Annotated in this window: 12 protein-coding genes; 9 read left to right on the forward strand and 3 right to left on the reverse strand. The window is 37.4% G+C overall.

The window, feature by feature from the left end; all coding sequences use genetic code 11:
- The first annotated feature begins 117 nt into the window (after positions 1 to 117).
- The gene (gene erpA, locus P3L44_RS05155) at positions 118 to 462 is read left to right on the forward strand and encodes an iron-sulfur cluster insertion protein ErpA (protein ID WP_004260480.1); all 345 of its coding nucleotides are present in this window, start codon (positions 118 to 120) and stop codon (positions 460 to 462) included.
- Positions 463 to 611: 149 nt separating this feature from the next.
- Here erpA and btuF read toward each other — a convergent pair whose 3' ends face one another.
- Together btuF and mtnN are read right to left on the reverse strand one after the other, a co-directional pair.
- Entirely contained in the window at positions 612 to 1,442 is an 831-nt protein-coding gene (gene btuF, locus P3L44_RS05160) for a vitamin B12 ABC transporter substrate-binding protein BtuF (RefSeq protein ID WP_272662040.1), read from the reverse strand.
- Between the two features lie 68 nt (positions 1,443 to 1,510).
- Complete coding sequence (mtnN, locus tag P3L44_RS05165) at positions 1,511 to 2,203, reverse strand: 5'-methylthioadenosine/S-adenosylhomocysteine nucleosidase (RefSeq protein WP_140171256.1); 693 nt, start codon at positions 2,201 to 2,203, stop codon at positions 1,511 to 1,513.
- A gap of 257 nt (positions 2,204 to 2,460) precedes the next feature.
- On the opposite strand from mtnN, the gene dgt reads away from it, so the two are divergent.
- The 8 genes from dgt to P3L44_RS05205 all read left to right on the forward strand — a co-directional run bounded on the left by dgt (position 2,461) and on the right by P3L44_RS05205 (position 20,478).
- Positions 2,461 to 3,987: a dGTPase gene (gene dgt / locus P3L44_RS05170; protein WP_200129260.1), complete on the forward strand. Its 1,527-nt coding sequence runs from the start codon at positions 2,461 to 2,463 to the stop codon at positions 3,985 to 3,987.
- Between the two features lie 174 nt (positions 3,988 to 4,161).
- Positions 4,162 to 5,493 carry a 23S rRNA (uracil(1939)-C(5))-methyltransferase RlmD gene (gene rlmD / locus P3L44_RS05175; RefSeq protein ID WP_140171252.1) on the forward strand — a complete coding sequence of 444 codons (1,332 nt, stop codon included), beginning with the start codon at positions 4,162 to 4,164 and terminating at the stop codon, positions 5,491 to 5,493.
- A gap of 16 nt (positions 5,494 to 5,509) precedes the next feature.
- Entirely contained in the window at positions 5,510 to 7,741 is a 2,232-nt protein-coding gene (gene relA / locus P3L44_RS05180; RefSeq protein WP_272662041.1) for a GTP diphosphokinase, read from the forward strand.
- Between the two features lie 484 nt (positions 7,742 to 8,225).
- Positions 8,226 to 9,020, forward strand: coding sequence for a nucleoside triphosphate pyrophosphohydrolase (mazG, locus tag P3L44_RS05185; RefSeq protein ID WP_140171249.1), 795 nt, complete (start codon positions 8,226 to 8,228; stop codon positions 9,018 to 9,020).
- Positions 9,021 to 9,594: 574 nt separating this feature from the next.
- Positions 9,595 to 11,232: a glutamine hydrolyzing CTP synthase gene (gene pyrG, locus P3L44_RS05190; protein ID WP_004260455.1), complete on the forward strand. Its 1,638-nt coding sequence runs from the start codon at positions 9,595 to 9,597 to the stop codon at positions 11,230 to 11,232.
- A gap of 65 nt (positions 11,233 to 11,297) precedes the next feature.
- Complete coding sequence (eno, locus tag P3L44_RS05195) at positions 11,298 to 12,599, forward strand: phosphopyruvate hydratase (RefSeq protein WP_004260453.1); 1,302 nt, start codon at positions 11,298 to 11,300, stop codon at positions 12,597 to 12,599.
- Between the two features lie 211 nt (positions 12,600 to 12,810).
- A complete protein-coding gene (locus tag P3L44_RS05200) occupies positions 12,811 to 18,699 on the forward strand; it encodes a TcdA/TcdB pore-forming domain-containing protein (protein ID WP_272662042.1) in 5,889 nt (1,962 codons plus the stop codon).
- 393 nt (positions 18,700 to 19,092) lie between these two features.
- Positions 19,093 to 20,478 carry an SLC13 family permease gene (locus P3L44_RS05205; RefSeq protein WP_140171245.1) on the forward strand — a complete coding sequence of 462 codons (1,386 nt, stop codon included), beginning with the start codon at positions 19,093 to 19,095 and terminating at the stop codon, positions 20,476 to 20,478.
- Between the two features lie 73 nt (positions 20,479 to 20,551).
- On the opposite strand, the gene P3L44_RS05210 is transcribed toward P3L44_RS05205, so the two are convergent.
- Positions 20,552 to 21,487: a filamentous hemagglutinin N-terminal domain-containing protein gene (locus tag P3L44_RS05210; protein WP_112307166.1), complete on the reverse strand. Its 936-nt coding sequence runs from the start codon at positions 21,485 to 21,487 to the stop codon at positions 20,552 to 20,554.
- Between the last annotated feature and the right edge of the window lie 35 nt (positions 21,488 to 21,522).

Here is a 21,522-nt window from a genome sequence, read left to right on the forward strand (position 1 = left end):
GTCTAATTGCGTAACAACACTTGAACCATTTAGTCAAGTGGCGGATAATTAGGTTAATTGATCTGAGTAGGTTTAAGCCTACACATGAATTTACCGGTCACCGGTTTGGAGTAAAAAATGAGTGATGATGCAGCTCTGCCTTTGCAATTTACTGATGCGGCAGCAATTAAAGTTAAAGATCTGGTCTCTGATGAGGACAACCCAAACCTGCGTCTGCGTGTTTATATCACTGGTGGCGGATGCAGCGGTTTCCAATATGGTTTCACATTTGATGACCAGATCAATGAAGGCGATATGACAATAGAGAAACAAGGCGTTGCTCTTGTCGTAGACCCAATGAGCCTACAATATTTAGTGGGTGGAAGTGTTGATTATACTGAAGGCTTAGAAGGTTCGCGCTTTATTGTGACCAATCCGAATGCTAAGTCTACTTGTGGGTGTGGTTCGTCTTTCAGCGTCTAATTTTCGTCATATTTCGAGCTGTGGCGGTGTTGGCTTCATTCAGTTACTCGGGTCACATACTAATGTATGCTCCCCGATATATCTTCATTTGCCGCCTTGCCACAACTCGAACTATTTAGAAAATTTTTGTAATTTGTAATTTGTAATTCTCAATCAGATAATGCGTTTAACTGCTCGCACAGTTGTTCTGTCGCATTAACAATCCTTGGGCCTGCTCGGTGAAACCAATCTTCATTTAATCGGATAATTGGAACATTGAGCTGTGAGTGCCAAAATTTTTTCACTGTTTTTTCCTGTTCGGCTGAACCAGTCATAATAATTACATCTGGCTTGCGAGTGAGCACCTGCTCACGACTGACTTGAGGCCATTGAACTGCGCTATTAGCAAAAATATTTTCACTACCACAAAACTCTACGACATCATTTTGCAGCGTGTGGTTACCTGCGCTAAATAAAGGCTGAGTACCGAGTTGAATGAACACTTTCTTTGATTTTTTATTAGAAATTTTTTCTTTTTGATAAGGAGCGAGCCTAGAGCGCATTTTTTCAACATTTTGTTGTGCTATCTCTGGGGTTGGGCTGTATTGTGCTAATTCAATCACTGAGTTGATGACATCATCAATAGTTTGAGGATCGAAATAAATAATTGGGATACCGAGGCCTGCGAGTTGATCAAGAGGCCGCTGGGAGTTACCTCCTCGCCATGCGAGGATTAAATCAGGTTTAAGTGCGATAATACGTTCTACATTTAAACCTTGCCAATCAGAGACTTGTTCTAATTTTTTTGCTTGCTCTGGGTAATCGGAGTAAGCACTGACCGCAATTAAGCTATCTCCAAGCCCTGCTGCATAAGCAAGTTCAGTATTGGCCGGTGATAAACTAATAACGCGCTGCTTTGTTGCTCCTAGAGCAGAAAAGGCCACCAATAAAGCACATAATAAGGTGATAGTAAGGGAAAAATAATGCGTAATTCGTTTCATAACAAAATTCATCGTAGAATTAATTAAAAGGTATAACTAACAAATGGTTATACCTTTTTTGCAAATGATTAAGCGAGTTTAGCTAAAATTGCTGTGATCATCAGGGAAGATTGACGGGCAGCAACAGGTAAAAACTCATCGAAGCTCGTGTGGGATTCTTTATCTGCAACATCTGAAATGGCACGAACGACGACAAATGGAATGCCAAATTGGTGACATACTTGACCAATCGCGGTGGCTTCCATTTCTACTGCCGCAACTTGTGGGAACATCGCTTTGATGCGCGCTAGTGGCTCAGCACCATTAATAAAAGCATCACCGCTACAGACTAATCCACGAACAGCGTTCATATCCAATAACTTAATGCACTGCTCAGCAACTTCAATTAACTTAGTATCAGCAACGAAAGCTGGCGGACACTGTGCCATTTGGCCGGGTTCATAACCGAATGCGGTCACATCAGCATCATGGTAACGAACTTCTGTAGAAACCACGATATCGCCGACGTTTAAATGAGGGTCTAAACCACCTGCGGAACCTGTGTTAATCACGACATCTGGTTGGCAATGCTCTAATAATAGTGTTGTACCGATTGCGGCTGCGACTTTACCAATACCTGATTTCAATAACGCAACGTCAACGCCATTAATTTGGCCTGTATAAATCTCACAACCAGCACGGTTAATAGTTTGGCAGTTTTCAATTTGTGAGCGCAAAATCGCCACTTCCTGTTCCATGGCACCAATTATTCCAACTTTCATTTTGTCTCCTTTTCCCTGCACAATTTGCACTATTAATGTCAATATAGTGTCAATATTTTGACTAGGGACGATAATGTTTTATTGTGTTATTGCTGCATTCTTCGAGTGGGCTCGCAATTTTAATTGCAACAACTCGAATTTTGACAACGAAATTACAAAGATGCACGAAGTGTAACATTGAAAGGTGAGTCGTGAAGGTTTTTTCCTGTATTTAGGCTATATAATGAAACATCAATCGAAATAGGGAAGGTGGCAGAGTGGGTGAGATTAATTTTGTTAAGAAGCTAAACTTTCAGCGTAACTACATGAGCAGTGCGAAAAACCAAAAAATTTCATCTAAAGATGAAGATGCGGTTAATCGCTTATTTGAAAGTGATCGTGGGCGGATTATCAATTCAGCAGCCATTCGCCGCTTACAACAAAAAACACAAGTTTTTCCCTTAGAGCAAAACGCAGCAGTGCGTAGCCGATTAACTCACTCACTAGAGGTTCAGCAGGTTGGCCGTTACATCAGTAAAACGGTTTTAGGTGAATTAAAAAAGAAAAAGTTACTGGAGCCCTATGGGTTAAATGAACGTTGTGATGCGTTTGAAAGCTTAGTCGAAATGGCTTGTTTAATGCATGATATCGGTAATCCACCATTTGGGCACTTTGGTGAGGCCGCAATTCAACGGTGGTTTACCAAGTTACTGTCGCCAAGTTACTTATATACACCCAATTCCCCTGACCCATGCCAAATACCGGCATTACAATTAACTGGAAATGAAAAGCAAGACTTATTCCGCCGTCAATTAAAGCAGGATTTATGCTCATTTGAAGGTAATGCGCAAGGGCTGCGCATGGCGCATCGTTTACTCAAACTAAACTTAACTTATGCACAAATTGGTTCTATCTTAAAATATACGCGTGGAGCTTATGATTTGGAGCCAATTCCCCCTGAGTTTGATTATTTGATGAAAAAACCAGGCTATTATTGGTCAGAGGTGGACTTTGTCAGTGAGTTAACCAAAAAACTCGATATGGAGAAATACTGCCGTTTCCCTCTGTCCTATATTATGGAAGCGGCTGATGATATTTCATATTGTATTGCTGATTTAGATGATGCCGCGGAAAAAGGCATTTTTACTGTTGAGCAGTTGATTGAGTACTTAAAAGCAGAGTGGGGTGATATTGAACAAAATGATTTGTTCGATCAAACTGTCATGCGAGCTTTCAATAATATCAGTGACAACCACACAAGGCGTATTCAGCAAGATCAGTTCTTTATGTATTTGCGCGTGAATATTACAGGGAAGTTGTCTCATTACAGTGCACTGCAGTTTATTAAACATCTGCCTGAAATTTATAATGGCACTTTTAACAGCGCTTTGTTAGAAGATAAAAGCCCAGAACATAGATTACTGAAAGTATTGAAAACAGTGGCTTTTAAACATGTATTTAACCACCATGAAGTTGAAGAGTTAGAGTTGCAAGGCTATCGAATTATCAGTGGGTTATTAGATTTTTATAGCCCATTACTGATGATGAATAGAAGGGATTTTGCTGAGCTCGTTGAAAAAAATTACCACAAGCACTTTTTCATTGAAACGAGATTGTTCCATAAATTATCTAATAAGCATCGCTTATCTTACACGGAAGCACTTGAGAAAATTTCTGCAACGAATGAAGCAGATAAATCTATTCTGGAGTTTTATTATCGAGCTCGTTTGATTCAAGACTATATTAGCGGTATGACAGACCACTATGCCTATGAAGAATATCGTAAATTTATGGTTAGTAACTAATATAATAATTGAATGGCATAATAAAAATGGAAAAGTAGTCAATCAAATGATAGGAAAAACAGGTATAATGGGACTGACCGTTTTTCTGGATTAATTAGCGAAAAAACAACGCATTAAAATTGAAAATTCGGCAATCATGATTTTTATAACTTAATACTCTGTAGTGACTACTTTATGGCTCAATTTTACTCTCCTAATCGCCGTACCACTTCACGCCGTCAAATCACGGTTGTAGCTGATAGCCTCGATGCTGCTGGGCAAGGTGTTGCCCGTATCGAAGGAAAAACCATTTTTGTAACAGGTTTATTGCCTGGAGAAGAAGCACAAATTGAATTGACGGAAGAGAAGCGGCATTTTGCTAAAGGGAAGGTGACTAAACGCTTGAGCACGAGCCCACAAAGAGTAAAGCCTCGGTGCCGTTATTTTAATCAATGTGGGGGGTGTCAACAGCAACATGTTGACATTGCACTGCAAAGAGAAAGCAAAGCTCATGCCTTAGCTTACCTGATGCAGCGCGAAACATCGCTAGATATATCTGTTCCTACGGTGATTAGTGGTGAGCCATATGGTTACCGCCGTCGAGCTCGATTAGGGCTACAATATCAGCCTAAAAGTAAAAATGTCGTTATGGGGTTTCGTCAATCTCAATCTAACACATTGGTTGATATAAAAAATTGTCCTATCTTATCCCCAGATTTGGATATTTTATTAAAACCACTTTCTGAATGTATTAACCAGCTCAGTAATAAAGCGAAACTGGGGCATGTAGAACTTATTCGTGCAGACAATTGTAAAATTGTATTGATTCGCTACTTAACCCCTTTTTCGTTATCAGATACCCAAAAGTTAAGCGATTTTGAAAATCAGCACGGAGTGTCTATCTGGTTAGCGGGTAATGATGAAAACTTACAGGCTCTGTCACCAAATTCGCCACAACCTGAATATCAAGTTGCAGGGGAGTTACTAAAATTTAATCCGTTAAATTTTATTCAAGTGAACGGGCAAGTTAACCAGCAGATGGTAGAACAAGCTTTAGCATGGTTAGATCTAAACAGTGAAGATAGGGTATTAGATCTTTTTTGTGGAATGGGTAACTTTACGTTGCCAATTGCACGGTTAGTGAAATCCGTTGTGGGTGTTGAGGGTGTGGAAAATTTAGTCGAACAGGCACGAAACAATGCACAGCTCAATACTATTTGTAATGCGACATTCTATAATGAAAACTTAGAAGCCCAGATACACACACAACCTTGGGCGGTTCATGGCTTTAATAAAGTGTTATTAGACCCAGCTAGGGCTGGAGCCGCTGGCGTTATGGAACATTTAATTAAACTGATGCCAGAAAAAATTGTCTATGTTTCATGTAACCCCACAACATTGGCAAGAGATAGCAAAGCTTTACTCGATGGGGGCTATCAATTATTACAGTTGCGGATGCTAGATATGTTTCCGCAAACTAGCCATTTAGAGTCAATGGCGTTATTTATCCGTCGCCCAGAGGTTTAATAGGTAGGGAGAACATATGGTTGCAGTAAGAAGTGCGCATCTTACCCCAGCAGGTGAGTTTGCCCCAGAAAAGTGGGTTAACGGCCTGGGATTGAGCAATAAACAATCAGAAGAAAAGCTCATCCATACCTGGCAATATTGTCACGATAAATTAGCCGGACAAGAAATCGCCTCTCTGTTGTTGTGGCGCGGTATTGAAATGACCGAGATCCTATCGACATTAAGTATGGATATCGGCAGCTTACAAGCGGCTTTGCTTTTCCCCTTAGTGGAAGAGGGGAAGTTGGAAGAGCAAGAAGTTATTGATGAGTTTGGTCAATCCATTCACGAACTCGTTAAAGGCGTGCTGGAAATGGATGCGATTCGTCAACTCAAAGCCACGCAATCGAGTGAAACGAGCTCGACACAAGTCGATAATATTCGCCGTATGCTATTGTCGATGGTGGAAGATTTTCGCTGCGTTGTTATTAAGTTAGCGGAACGAATTGCTCATTTACGTGAAGTCAAAGATGCAACGGAAGATGAGCGCGTCTTAGCTGCAAAAGAGTGTTCAAATATTTATGCTCCTTTAGCAAATCGCCTAGGAATTGGGCAGTTAAAATGGGAGTTAGAAGACTTTTGTTTTCGTTATTTGCATCCCGATGAATATAAGAAAATTGCAAAGCTCCTCCATGAACGTCGTATTGACCGTGAAGAGTACATAGATACTTTCGTAACAACCTTACGTAAGTACATGTTAAAAGAGAATATTCAAGCAGATATCTATGGCCGACCTAAGCATATTTATAGTATTTGGCGTAAAATGCAGAAAAAATCATTGGCATTTGATGAACTGTTTGATGTGCGAGCGGTGCGTATTGTCGTTGAACGCTTGCAGGATTGTTACGCTGCATTAGGAATTGTTCATACCCATTTTCGCCACCTTCCTGATGAGTTTGATGACTATGTGGCGAATCCAAAGCCTAATGGTTATCAATCGATTCATACAGTAGTATTAGGGCCAAACGGCAAAACACTTGAAATTCAAATTCGTACCCGTCAAATGCATGAAGATGCAGAGCTGGGGGTTGCGGCGCATTGGAAATACAAAGAAGGCGCGACTGGTATTGGCAAAGGAAGTAGCTACGAAAACCGTATTGCGTGGTTACGTAAGCTGATTGCATGGCAAGAAGAAATGGCAGATTCTGGCGAAATGCTAGATGAAGTTCGTAGCCAAGTGTTTGATGACAGAGTGTATGTTTTTACCCCAAAAGGGGATGTGGTGGATTTGCCAGCAGGCTCGACGCCGCTTGATTTCGCTTATCACATTCACAGTGATGTCGGCCATCGTTGTATTGGTGCAAAAATAGGTGGGCGTATTGTTCCATTTAGCTATCAATTACAAATGGGTGACCAAATTGAAATTATCACTCAAAAGCATCCAAACCCAAGCCGTGACTGGTTAAATCCTAACTTAGGGTATGTAACAACCAGCCGTGGACGAGCCAAAATCCAAAATTGGTTCCGTAAACAAGATAGAGATAAAAACATTCTCGCAGGGCGCCAAATTCTTGATAGCGAATTATCGCAGCTTGATATCAGCCTCCGAGAGGCCGAAAAACTGCTAATCGCGCGCTATAATGTTCACTCATTGGATGAAGTTTTAGCCGGAATTGGTGGTGGTGATATTCGTATCAACCAATTAGTGAATTTCCTGCAAAGCAAATTTAACAAAGCCACCGCAGAAGAAGAAGACCGCGCGGCAATGAAGACATTAGAAAGTAAGTCTTCACTCCCAAGAGCACCATCCCATGGTAGTGGTCGAGTGGTGGTTGAAGGGGTTGGTAACCTAATGCACCATATTGCACGTTGTTGCCAGCCAATTCCAGGGGATGAAATTGTCGGTTTTATCACGAAAGGACGAGGTATTTCTATTCACAGTGCGGATTGCGAACAATTAGCTGAGCTGCAAAGTCATGCGCCAGAACGTGTGATAGATGCAGTTTGGGGAGAAAACTATTCCAGTGGTTATTCTCTCGTGGTTAGAGTTGTCGCCAATGACCGTAGTGGTCTACTACGTGATATCACGACAATATTAGCTAATGAGAAGGTTAATGTGCTTGGCGTCAGTAGCCGCAGCGATGTGAAGCAGCAATTAGCAACGATAGATATGACAATTGAGCTGTATAATATTGAGGTGCTGAGCCGGGTGTTAGCAAAATTAAATCAGTTGCCGGATGTTATTGAGGCAAAACGCCATTCCCAGTGATTTTCTTCATATTTTGAGTTGTAGGGGTGTTGGCTACACTTAGCTACTCGGGTCACATACTTATGTATGCTCCCCGAGATATCTTCGCTTGCCGCCTACCTACATCTCAAACTATTTTGAAAATCAGTACTGTTATATTGTCAGTGGTTTTCTTCATATTTTGAGTTGTAGCGTTGTTGGCTGCGTGCTCTCACCTTAGTCACATACTGATGTATGCTCCTACATTTTCTTCATATTTTGAGCTGCAGCGTTGTTGGCTGCGCGCTCTCACTCTAGTCACATACTGATGTATGCTCCTAGGGGCTCGTTTACTTGCCGCCTAGCTGCAATTCAAACTATTTTGAAAATAATTTTTTGCAAATATTCAATAATCTTTTATTTGTTTTTTCTTTTGTTGGGAAAAATTTGTTGATTTGCCTTTATATCTGGTAAGTTTGAGATAAAGATGACAATTAGAAACAAAAGAAAATCAAAGGTTAATACAATGAGTCAGGAAAAACCCGAAATCGAACGCTTATTATCCATTATGGCACAGCTGCGTGACCCACAAACAGGTTGCCCATGGGATAAAGTACAGACATTTAAAACTATTGCACCTTATACACTTGAAGAAACCTATGAAGTGCTTGATGCGATAGAACGTGAAGATTTTAACGACTTAAAAGGTGAGCTGGGCGACTTATTGTTCCAAGTGGTTTTCTATGCGCAAATGGCGAATGAAAAATCATTGTTTGATTTTAATGATATTTGCCAAGCAGTGAGCGATAAGCTTGAACATCGTCACCCACATATTTTTGATACAAATAACACATTGAGCAGCTCGGAAGTGATTGAGGGGTGGGAAAAACGAAAAGCAAAAGAGCGAGCTGAAAAATCGCAGTTTTCTGTGCTAGATGATATCCCGAATTCGCTCCCAGCACTAATGAAAGCCTATAAAATTCAAAAGCGTTGTGCTTCGGTCGGTTTTGACTGGGATACGCTAGGCCCTGTTGTGGGTAAGGTTCATGAAGAACTTGAAGAGGTGATGGAAGAAGCCACACAGGCGGTTGTTGACCAAACTCACCTAGAGGAAGAAATCGGCGATTTATTGTTTGCCGTAGTGAATTTATCTCGCCATTTAGGTCATAAACCTGAAATAGCGTTGCAAAAAGCTTGCAACAAATTTGAAGGCCGTTTTCGTCAAATCGAAAAAAGCCTAGCGGAAAGTGGCAAAACGACAGAAAGTGCTACACTTGATGAGATGGAAGGGCTTTGGCAGCAGGTTAAGAGTCAAGAATAAAATGGTTCGTCATATTTTGCACTATAGCGTTGTTGGCTATGTTCGGCTACTCAGGTCACATACTTGTGTATGCTCCCTGAGATATCCTCTCTTGCCGCCTAGCTGTAGCACGAACTATCTAGAGCATTAATTATATATAGAACGAAGCATCTACAGAAAAATTCGATATGTTCGATATGGTTGGTTTGTTCTAAAATCACCTCATGCAATGGCTCCAAACAAAGCTTCAAAAATAATATGGAGGTTGAAGTTTTCGAAGGTTAAATGTGGAGAGTTAGAGTAAATAGTTATTCAAAATCAAAGTTAGTGCAGAATCGCATTTTTTACACCATACAATGAGCTGAAAGGATTTAGCTTTTGTGTTTGAACTGTGTTAATCTATAAAAATAGATAAAGATGACTAATTTTGAAGCGATAAATATTTTTCGCTTTTAACTTGCTGATAATATTAGAGTATTGATGAAATTTAGCCTTATTATGCTTAGAACATTTGTAGCGAAATTAAGGTTCGGGTATACTGTTTTCCCGTCCTGTTATATCCATCATCTTTTAAACCTAAACTTTCAGGTTCAGCATGAAAACTAATTATATTTTTGTGACCGGCGGGGTCGTATCCTCACTGGGTAAAGGCATTGCCGCAGCCTCTTTGGCGGCTATACTCGAAGCCCGTGGACTCAATGTGACTATTATGAAACTGGATCCCTATATTAACGTAGATCCAGGCACTATGAGCCCAACCCAACACGGGGAAGTTTTCGTTACAGAAGACGGCGCTGAAACTGACTTAGATTTAGGTCACTATGAGCGTTTCATCCGTACTAAAATGACACGTCGTAATAACTTTACGACTGGGCGTGTTTACTCTGAAGTTCTGCGCAAAGAGCGCCGTGGCGACTATTTAGGCGCTACAATTCAAGTTATCCCTCATATCACTAATGAAATTAAAGACCGCATCATCCGTGGTGGTGAAGGCCATGACGTTGTTTTGGTTGAAGTTGGTGGTACAGTTGGTGATATCGAATCATTGCCATTCCTTGAAGCGATTCGTCAAATGGCAGCTGAAGTTGGCCGTGAACGCACATTATATTTGCACTTAACATTAGTGCCATACCTTGCAGCGGCTGGTGAAGTAAAAACTAAGCCAACTCAACATTCTGTGAAAGAATTACTGTCAATTGGTATTCAGCCAGATGTGCTGATTTGTCGTTCAGACAGAGTGATCCCAGCAAATGAACGTGCAAAAATCGCATTGTTCTGTAATGTGCCAGAGAAAGCGGTTATTTCTCTCAAAGACGTTGATTCAATTTATAAAATCCCAGCCTTATTGAAATCACAAGGCTTGGATGAATACATCTGTAACCGTTTCCGCATTGATGCGCCAGAAGCTAATTTAGCTGAGTGGGAACAAGTTATTTACGAAGAAGCTAATCCTGCAGGTGAAGTCACCATTGGAATGGTGGGTAAATATGTCGAGTTACCAGATGCGTATAAATCTGTAATTGAAGCATTAAAACACGGCGGCTTGAAAAACCGTTTAACTGTGAACATCAAATTAATTGATTCACAAGATATTGAAACTCGAGGTGTTGAGTTACTAAAAGGTTTAGATGCTATTTTAGTACCAGGCGGCTTTGGTGAGCGTGGCGTTGAAGGGAAAATTCTGACCGCTCAATATGCACGTGAAAACAAGATCCCTTACTTAGGAATTTGTTTGGGTATGCAAGTCGCATTGATTGAATTTGCACGTAATGTTGCCAATATGGCAGATGCAAACTCAACAGAATTTAAAGCGGATTGTAAATTCCCTGTTGTTGCGCTGATTACTGAATGGCGCGACGAAGAGGGTAACCTTGAAGTACGTTCAGAAGAGAGCGATCTTGGTGGAACAATGCGTGTTGGTGGCCAACCATGTCATTTAGTGAATGGTAGCCTTGTACGTGAAATGTATGGTTCAGAAACTATCATTGAACGTCACCGTCACCGTTATGAGGTGAATAATTTACTACTGAAACGTATTGAAGATGCGGGCCTAAAAATTGCAGGCCGTTCAGTGGATAATAAGCTGGTGGAAATTATTGAAAACCCTAATCATCCATGGTTTGTGGCTTGTCAGTTCCACCCAGAGTTCACCTCTACACCAAGAGATGGTCATCCGTTGTTTGCAGGTTTTGTTAAAGCCGCTGGTAAGTACCAGAAAGGTGAGTTGAAATAAGATATGGGGAAGTCGGCGCAGGTGCACCAACTTCCCAAAATTTAACTTGTACTGAGGAAAACCTAATGTCCAAAATTGTTAAAGTGATCGGTCGTGAAATCATTGACTCTCGTGGTAACCCAACTGTAGAAGCTGAAGTTCATTTAGAAGGTGGCTTTGTTGGTTTAGCTGCGGCACCATCAGGTGCGTCAACAGGTTCTCGTGAAGCTCTGGAACTGCGTGACGGTGATAAAGCACGTTTTCTGGGTAAAGGTGTTCTGAAAGCAGTTGCTGCTGTTAATGGTCCAATCGCAGAAGCGCTGATCGGTAAAGATGCTAAAGACCAAGCTAACATCGATAAAATCATGATTGACCTCGATGGCACTGAGAACAAATCTAAATTTGGTGCAAACGCAATTCTCGCTGTATCTTTAGCAAATGCTAAAGCAGCAGCAGCGGCGAAAGGTATGCCTCTGTATGAGCACATTTCTGACTTGAATGGTACTCACGGTCAATACTCTATGCCTCTGCCGATGATGAACATCATCAATGGTGGTGAGCATGCTGATAACAACGTTGATATCCAAGAATTCATGATCCAGCCTGTTGGCGCACCAACGCTGAAAGAAGCTGTCCGTATGGGCTCTGAGATCTTCCATCACTTAGCAAAAGTACTGAAATCTAAAGGTATGAATACAGCTGTAGGTGATGAAGGTGGTTATGCGCCTAACTTAGAATCAAACGCAGCAGCATTAGCAGCAATTAAAGAAGCAGTTGAGCAAGCTGGTTATGTGTTAGGTAAAGACGTAACACTGGCGATGGACTGTGCAGCATCTGAGTTCTATAACGCAGAAACCGGTAATTATGAGCTGAAAGGCGAAGGCAAAACCTTCACTTCACAAGAGTTCACACATTATTTAGAAGAACTGACTAAACAGTACCCAATCGTATCTATTGAAGATGGTCTGAACGAGTCTGACTGGGATGGTTTCGCATACCAAACTAAAGTTCTTGGTGACAAAATCCAACTGGTTGGTGATGACCTGTTTGTAACTAATACTAAGATCCTAAAAGAAGGTATCGATAAAGGCATCGCTAACTCTATCCTGATCAAATTCAACCAAATTGGTTCTTTAACTGAAACTTTGGCTGCAATTAAAATGGCGAAAGATGCAGGCTATACAGCTGTTATCTCTCACCGTTCAGGTGAAACTGAAGATGCAACTATTGCAGATTTAGCAGTTGGTACAGCAGCAGGCCAAATAAAAACAGGTTCTATGAGCCGTTCTGACCGTGTTGCTAAATATAACCAATTGATTCGTATTGAAGAAGCATTAGGTAAAAATGCACCATTCAATGGCTTAAAAGAAGTTAAAGGCCAAGCATAATTATTTATTGCTTAGCAAGTTAATGAATAGGGAAGCTTAGGCTTCCCTTTTTTTGGGTTATTTATTGTATTAATGCAACAAATATAATTGAGTTTTTTTATAAAATTCAATCTGAATTTGTTTTTTGATTATGGTACTAAAGGAGATATTAATTTACAGTCATTATTCATTTTAGATAAATAATTAATTTTTATTCAAAGGAATGAATGCAATGACAGTAAAAAAATATACAGAAGTAATTGAAAAAATAAATGAAATCATCAATAAATATACGCTAGATACAAGCGAGTTAATTAAAATTGGCTCAACGGCAGAAAAAGGAGATATAACATTAACTAAATATGATAACTCACGATATGATATTAGTTATTATGATAGCGAGCAGCCTGATCCGTTTGTAATTAAAAGTTATTTACTCAATAATAATAATTATGATACAACTCATTTATATCCCTCCTATGTAGATATTCCTAAAAAACCATCAGATACGTTTCTCTTATTTACAGGTACTTTAAATAAAAATTCTATTATAGTTACCAATCATGATAAAGATCATTATCGAGTCTATAATGATTGCAGAATGAATAGTTCAATTTTATATGATGATGTTGTTATGTCTGCTGATTATCAAGATTATAAAATAAAAAATAGTACAAATGGTAATGCGACAGCATATATGCAGTTTGTAAATAATGATTGGCAATTAGTCGTACAAAAACAAGAGGTTAAAGATTTTAAAGGTGAAAGAAAATCATTTGCAATAGAAGGGGGAAATAGAATATTAAAATATATTCCTAATAATAAAATGGATAGTATAAATAAAAATAAATTTGAAAACACTCGGGAAAATATACATGTCAAAATATTGTCTATAGCAAAGAAATTCAATTGCTTATATGTTGATGAGAAAGGTAATAATATATTTGAAACGGAACGAAAACTAGATAGCGCTAAAGCATGGCATGAGTTTATTACATCTATAAGTATAAAAATAAATAATCATGTAAAAATGTTAAAAAATTTTCAAGAAGTATGGCAGAAACAACTTCAGGAACTAAATAGGAAGATAAATAAAACAATAGATGATAAAGTTAAAATAAAATCTTTAACACGAAAATTAGCACAAAGTGATATTCAAATTAGTCTTTATCATAATCATTATAATAGAATACTGCTTGAAGGGAACCAAATAGAAAGAAGTAAATTATGGTGGGAAATAAAAAAAAGTAAAGGCATGAACGCTGTTGTTAAAAATGAAGAACAATCAATATATGGCGGTATTAATGAATATAAGCAAACAATCAATGAGCGATATGAAAATTTAGTTTTTGTTCATAAAAATTCTAATAAACCTTCATTTAGAAATAGTTTTAGTGAGGGCATGAACGGTTTTTCAGAAGTCAATATATCAGGATTAAAGAAGAATATGACGTCAATAGAACTGAAAAAATTATATTTAACTCAAGACCTTAGTCCTATAGAACGAGGGGCTTTATATCAAAGAATTAATAATGTAGGTCATGCCGAATATATAAAATATATTTTGAATGAAACAGGAAAAGTTAGTGAATTGTTTTATTCACTAAACAGTCAAATTAATCGATTAATGCCACAAGATTTTTATTTAACCCTGATAGGGGATGATTCTCGGGGGCGTTGTTATCCTTTGGTTAGAGCTATGTCAGTTGCATTAGCAAAAAATGACCAAAAAGGCGCGGATACTTTATTTAATAAACTCTATATAGCATCAGCGAATCCTAAAGATAATGATTCAATATTAATAAAAACAGCATTGGAGCGATTACATTCGAATGTGGAAGCAATAGAGGCATCATTTTCTCATGGTAGAATTAATATCAAAGAGACACAGAATTTATTAGAGGCGAAGCAAAAAACAATGATGTTTGCTATTAATAGCCAAAATCACTCGATGCTTATTGGTAAAACTATAAATGATAAAAAATCACACTACTATTTTTATGACCCTAACTTCGGTTTGTTTTCGTTTAATAATAGTAAAGAACTATTTTCAGCATTTAAAAAATTTATGGTAGATAACAAAATGGCTGATTTTTACTCAGCCTTTGGGAGCAACAAAGATCCGGTTTTCGAAGTGATTTCGATTATTACCGATGATATGTCGAGTGTTCCTGTGGGGAGTGGGTTAAGTGTAACTCATTTAAGTGAGCCTATTTCACTGAGTTTAATTACTAAACGTGAAAGTAAAACTAGTAGTATCGTTAATAAACAACTTGCTATTCAAAGAGACATTCAATTGAAAGGAACATTGGCTATGTTAGAAGCCCAACAATGGGGATACCGTTTAGAAACTTCTCTTGCCAATTTATCAATGAACTATCAATTTAATAGAAAATGGGTGCCTATATTTTCTACACTGAAAGAGGATGAGAAAGGTAAATATCAACTTCAATTTATAGATTATGATGATCCTGAAAAAAGTCATTGGATTGAAATGGATGATCCGACAATTAAAGAATTTAATCATTACTATGAAAAGCAAGTAGCATTATTTAGGGAAAATTATTTTTTCGATGGTAAAAAAATAAAGCCCCAAAAATATATAGATAATAACAGTGAATATAATATCAATGAGCCATCGTTCGATGGATTAAATGCAGGAATAGCTATTCAGTCTTTGATGCTATGGTATTCAGATAAAAACCATAATAGAAACGGAATGAATAATGATAATTTTAACGTAGCATTAGCATTGAAAATACATAGTTATATTAATTATGGAATGATATTTCATGGAGCTATGAATGATTTAGCTAAAATTGTAGGTATAATTCGTAGTGGGTTAAATGAAAATATTAGCTATGAAGCTAAAAATATTAGTCTGTTTTCTACTTCATTAGCTCAAACAGTAAATGAAGGTGTTACTGTTTTATTTAATGGTACCTTAGTCGGCTTTGATATATATGAATTGACCTATGCAAAAGATGAACCTCATAAGATTATATTTAGTACACAACTTGCTTTTGACTCTGCAAGCTTTGTCACAGGAGGACTCAGTTTAGGAACCGGTGCTTTAGGAGTAACGGAAGCTTCAGTATTTATGGGGGGAGCTGGGGTTATTTTTGCTGGGTTAAGTATTGGTGTCACTGGTTTGGCGCGTAATTATGCAGTGATAGGAGAAGATGCTAAATCGGTAGGTAGATATTTCTATCAGTTAGACCAAGCATATAAAAATAACGGATATGATTACTTACCTGATAAAAGTATTGCTCTTCCGCGCGCTGGTGCAGTTTTTAAAACAATAGATCTCAGAAATAACCAAATTGAATTTGATAGCCAGTATATCTATAGGACTAGCGCACATTCTGCAGGGGGCGGACGGAAAAATTATATTTTTTGGGCGGGTAACTTCCCTACAATGGTACATGACCGTCAACAGGCAATTAATATTCGTAAAGGTATCGGATATAACATGAGTAGCCGACAGTATGGCTATTTAGATGCACAAATAATTGCCTTACCTATCACGCCAAAATCGTATATTAAATATGATTACAATTTATGGCCAGGAGCAACAACACGTCATGATAGTGGGTTTGATGTTATTCGACGTTTAGAAAATACAGATAAATTTGATTATGACTTTTATATATTCCCAAGTGAAAATACTATAACTCAGATATTCCATGAATATGTAGATACAGAAATCGAAATAAAGTTAAATAATCAATATAGACATTTGGTTATTCCAAAAATACCCAGTGAGTGGCATGGGAAAATTAAGCATTCGATAAGGGGGGATGGTGGGGTATATAAACTTAGCCCACAAATAGGCGCAGAGATAGAATTGATTGATGATTCAAATAAGGTATCGCCTTCTCATTGGATAATTAGTGGTGGATTATTAGATAAAGATGATATTATTGTTAGTTCTGACTGTATAAATATTGGTGGAGTAAAAATAAAAATAGACCAATCAGTATCAAAAAAAGATTTTTTATATATTAATAATAATAATGAAGTTTATAAAGTGGATTTTTTAAACTTAGATTTAAATTTAATTGGCGAAGATGGAAATAAGTGGGTCGGCCATAATGAAGAGTTATCTAATCATTTAAATAAATTAAATGAACAACATAAAATTATGGGGCAGTACGTATTAATTGAAAATTATGAGTATGGGAAAGTTAATGTAGGCAGGGCATTTTATCAGGTTTCTACAGGGAGATATATTTTCACTGATTCATTGGAACAATATACTAAAAATGCTGATCTATTTTCTTTGTTAGGGGCGGGTGCGTGTTTTTATTCAAAAGATAATAATCTATTGTGGTTAGTTGATAAGGATAATAAACTTCAGTGGAAATATATTATTAATAATAATTCTCAGCGGGGTTTTGAATTAACTAAGTTATGGGTTAGTAATGAAAATATTTATTTCTCATGTCGTTATCCTAGTGAAGGAGCCCATGAAGTCGCAAATTATATGATAAATGGAGATGAAATTATATTAGTTAGTGTTTCTATTGATGAACTGACTCATTATCAGTTATTTGAAGAAAAATCGGTCCTACCTAAGGATATTTCAGATGTGATTTTTGGTAAGTATCTGTTGTTAGTTGATAAAGTAAAAGATAAAAAAACAATATATAGTAAAAGTGTGAAGTTGGCTGATATCATCCAAATATCAGGAATTGATAAAAATAATAATATATATCATTATTGGTTAAGAGAAAGAGACGGTGTTATTATAAAGCCAAATGTTGCTTCATATAATCTTGCTCTCGATAACAAAGAATTATTTGAGCCTAAAGATTTAATGTTTGTTGGGTTTTTATTAAACAATGATGGGAAAGAAGTATTCTTTTTTTATAGTCATAAGGAAAAATCAATATATCGACAAGTTGGAGAGAACCCAAATTTCTTTCAAATAGAAAAGCAAGAAATCAAAAGGATAGAAGCCGAAAATATTGAGAGTGTTATATTCAGTCAAAGTAAAATTTTAATTATTAGTAATAATGGCATTGTGAGTCAAATTAACGCTCAAGGTAATATTCAACCTGTGGCACTAAATCAAAAGTGGTTTGATTCACATTCAACAAGATGGTGGGAAGATTTTGGTCAATTAGAGTCAAATCAAGGAGTATATGCTTTACTTGGATTAAAAATGAGTGATAATCAAGCTATTATTCCTGCTTGGTATGAAAATAAAAGTATTGTTATTGCATATCAATTATCATCAAAGAATACATTGCAATATTTAGGAATAGACGAGTACCGTTCAGCAGCAATTATTTTTGATATGGAAAATAAAAAACTTTATTGGCAACCAATTGTAAATGAAGCTGCTTTAGTTAAAGCTTTTGATAAAAATAATTTAAAAAATACTTTATCACTACCTTCAATGTATGAGATATACCCAAATATTAAATTTGATACAGTTAAAAAATTAAAAAATGGATTGTTAATGTATACAACTAATGATGAGATTTTATATTACAGTAAGGGAGAGAATAATTCAGATAGTAATAAAGAGGAATTCTCATCATCTTTATTAATTAACGGTGGAAATTCAAGGGATATAATCAACCCACCGGTTATCAATAATGTAAAAAATATTATATTAAGTGCGGGAGACAAAGAAGATAGCTATGTTATTTCTAGAACGGCGTGGCTACATTATCAAGCAATTATCATTGATAATAATGCGAGCGATCGTTTGACAGATACACTTGTTTTACCTGTTGACGATATGAACTCTCTAGCAGTGAATCGCCTAGGGGATGACCTTATTCTGACGGATATAAATACAAATAGCATACTTATTATTAGGCGGATATTTGCTGCTAATGCTCAAGGATATGAACACCTTCAATTGCGATTTTTAAATTCTAACGAAGATATTGGGGTGAAAACTATTGTAGATAATTATTTATTGACTGATGGGCTTATGGTTACTAATACACCAAATGAGTCTGATGAAGAAATACTGTTGGCTCATGACAATCAGCTAGCACAGCTTTCAGCAATGACATCATCATTAAATCATCGTGAAAGCATGATTATACATCAGGATATAATACAGCCTTCGTTGGTTACTGCGCCTGTTTTAGTGGGATAGAGCAGGTATGAATTAGTTAAGCTAGCTGGACTTTAACTGGCTAGCTTAATTAGTTGTCTAGTTTCATTGGTTGATATTTTAGTTTAAGTTTGTTTTTCATCTATTAATATCATTTATTTAGCTTTGGGGGGAATTAACTGCTGATTGATGTGTTGGCGTATTAGCGCAATTGTTCTGTCGATTGAAACTGTTAATTTATGCGGTTATTTGCCTACAAAATAGAACATTTTCCGGTAGAGATATTAAAAACACAAAAAATTGCGCGGGGTAGATCGCACTTTTAGCTTATCCACATTTTCATCTCAATAAATTAACTCTATATTTCACAGCTTATAAATAATTATTAACAATATGCGCTAAAAATAAACTTGCTTCCAAAGCTATGGAGTAAACATGGACGCTTCAGAATCTTTAACACCATCAGTGAGCCCAACCCCCTCGAATAAACGGGGATGGATAATCTTAGCTGTTGATATCGTACTCTTAATTTTATTACTAAAATATTTACCATTTGATGATAAAGCAAATGCAGGTCTTGCAATGATGGTTTTCATCGGTGTGCTTTGGTTAACTGAAGCTATCCATGTCACCATTACTGCACTGTGTATTCCGATCTTGGCAGTAGGCTTAGGGCTGATGAATACAGGGGATGCATTGAAATCATTTGCAAATCCGATTATTTTCTTATTCTTCGGTGGCTTTGCATTAGCGACGGCTTTACATATCCAAGGCCTTGATAGGCTAATTGCAAATCGCTTACTAATGGCAGCTCGAGGGCGCTTATCAGTCGCGGTATTATTGCTGTTTGGTGTAACAGCGTTACTTTCTATGTGGATTAGTAACACAGCAACAGCTGCAATGATGCTACCACTAGTATTAGGTATACTGTCTAATCTCGATGTACGTCATGAACGTAATACTTTCGTGTTTGTACTATTAGGTGTTGCTTATAGTGCAAGTATCGGTGGTTTAGGCACGATTATAGGTAGCCCTCCAAATGCGATTGCGGCAGCAGCTTTAGGTTTAGATTTCTTATCATGGATGAAATATGGTATTCCAATCATGGTGGTGTTACTACCAATGATGTTTGTATTGATGTACATGATGTTACGTCCAAACCTGAAACATCGTTTTCAAATTGAGTTAGAACACGTTGAGTGGAATGGCAAGCGTATTACAGCAATGACGATTTTCCTTTTAGCCGTAGTTTGTTGGATCACGAGTACGTTTATTAGTGATGCATTAGGTGGTGTAAAAGATTTAGATACAATCATTGCGATGAGTGCTGCGATTTTAATTGGTGTAACAGGTGTTGCTAGCTGGTCTCAAATTCAAAAAAATACCGAGTGGGGCGTATTGATGCTGTTTGGTGGTGGTTTAACACTCAGCGCAATTTTAAGTTCTTCTGGGGCAAGTAAGATCATGGCAGACTGGATGCAAATGACATTCGGTGAAAGTCACTGGTTTGTTATTATTCTAGCTGTTACTACCTTTATTATCATTTTGACTGAGTTTACCAGTAATACGGCGAGCGCAGCTTTATTAGTACCAATCTTTGCAACAGTTGCTGAAGCATTAGGTATGCCAGTCATTGTATTAACCATGATTATTGGGATTGGTGCATCTTGTGCGTTTATGTTGCCGGTTGCTACACCGCCAAATGCGATTGTATTCGGTTCCGGTTATATTAGGCAAATTGAAATGGTACGTGTTGGTGCGGTATTAAACGTGGCTTGTATCCTTGTGATTTCATTGTTTGCTTGGTTTATCTGGATGTAACTTAGGATCAATTCACTTTAACTTAACGGCCTCTTATTGAGGCCGTTATTTGTTGTTGTACGCTAAATTGAGATTATTGCGTTGTTTTAGCAATAAGAGCCTGTTGGTTTTTCCCTATTTTTATCACGCCCGTATCAGAAAAAGTAATGTCTGCGTCTCCGCGCACAGAGAAACTCATCGTGTTAATAAGCCCTTGAATATCTATTTTATTTTGTGGGCAAAGGAAATTATCTTTACAGTGATATTGGTGACTCTCAAGCACAATGTTACGACCTGTTAATTTAGTTTGCTCATCCATCTCTAAATGATTTCCTTGAATATAAGGAATGTCAGTTTTGAACTTTGTGCTGTACTTGACAACGCCTTCACTAGGAGAAAGGGTGCTATTACCCGATGCGCTGATATAATTTTGTATGGCAGAGTGGATATTAAGTGTATTTTGCAGCTTTATTTGGTCTGCAACGATATTTAATTTTGATAGTTGAATTGGAGTTCCTTGTTGCTGACTAATACTGATTTGGCTAGCAGGTTGAGTTGAAAACTTCAGTTGGTTATAGTCCTCCAATTTTTGGAGTTCAAGCTGGTTATCTTTCTCTTTGTTTTTAATATATTTTTTTTCGAATTTACCGGCAATTAAGGAGAGGCTATTAATATTATCAACGGCGCCGTCTTTCCATGAAATACCATTAGGATTTGCGATAACAAGGTTAGCACGTTGCCCTTTTATTCCTAATATCCCTTGTAAGTTGCTTGTTTCAGTCCCTGTTACTTCTGCAAAAATAAGCTTTGCTGCCTTATTATTAAGCTTAGTATTACTGTTAATATCATTATTAAAAATTAAGCCATCGTCATTAGATGAGAGACTTTCGAAGGTATTAAACGAGATGTTATTTTTGAGAGGGGCTTCTATATTAATAACTTTTGCTTTTGTGATATCAGGGGCCTCGGCTAATGATGTGGTATGAAATAAAGTACAACTTAGTAGAGTGAATAATATGGTTTTCTTCATTGGTATTAGCTCCTTGCTGTAAAAATCCTTTTATG

Origin of the sequence: Providencia sp. PROV175 (assembly GCF_032707045.1) — a bacterium.
Lineage (GTDB): Bacteria > Pseudomonadota > Gammaproteobacteria > Enterobacterales > Enterobacteriaceae > Providencia > Providencia hangzhouensis.

Bases quoted from the DNA above. Each gene is read 5' to 3' on its own strand.
- erpA (WP_004260480.1), top strand. From the start codon at position 118: ATGAGTGATGATGCAGCTCTGCCTTTGCAATTTACTGATGCGGCAGCA.
- btuF (WP_272662040.1), bottom strand. From the start codon at position 1,442: ATGAAACGAATTACGCATTATTTTTCCCTTACTATCACCTTATTATGT.
- mtnN (WP_140171256.1), bottom strand. From the start codon at position 2,203: ATGAAAGTTGGAATAATTGGTGCCATGGAACAGGAAGTGGCGATTTTG.
- rlmD (WP_140171252.1), top strand. From the start codon at position 4,162: ATGGCTCAATTTTACTCTCCTAATCGCCGTACCACTTCACGCCGTCAA.
- relA (WP_272662041.1), top strand. From the start codon at position 5,510: ATGGTTGCAGTAAGAAGTGCGCATCTTACCCCAGCAGGTGAGTTTGCC.
- mazG (WP_140171249.1), top strand. From the start codon at position 8,226: ATGAGTCAGGAAAAACCCGAAATCGAACGCTTATTATCCATTATGGCA.
- pyrG (WP_004260455.1), top strand. From the start codon at position 9,595: ATGAAAACTAATTATATTTTTGTGACCGGCGGGGTCGTATCCTCACTG.
- eno (WP_004260453.1), top strand. From the start codon at position 11,298: ATGTCCAAAATTGTTAAAGTGATCGGTCGTGAAATCATTGACTCTCGT.
- P3L44_RS05200 (WP_272662042.1), top strand. From the start codon at position 12,811: ATGACAGTAAAAAAATATACAGAAGTAATTGAAAAAATAAATGAAATC.
- P3L44_RS05205 (WP_140171245.1), top strand. From the start codon at position 19,093: ATGGACGCTTCAGAATCTTTAACACCATCAGTGAGCCCAACCCCCTCG.
- P3L44_RS05210 (WP_112307166.1), bottom strand. From the start codon at position 21,487: ATGAAGAAAACCATATTATTCACTCTACTAAGTTGTACTTTATTTCAT.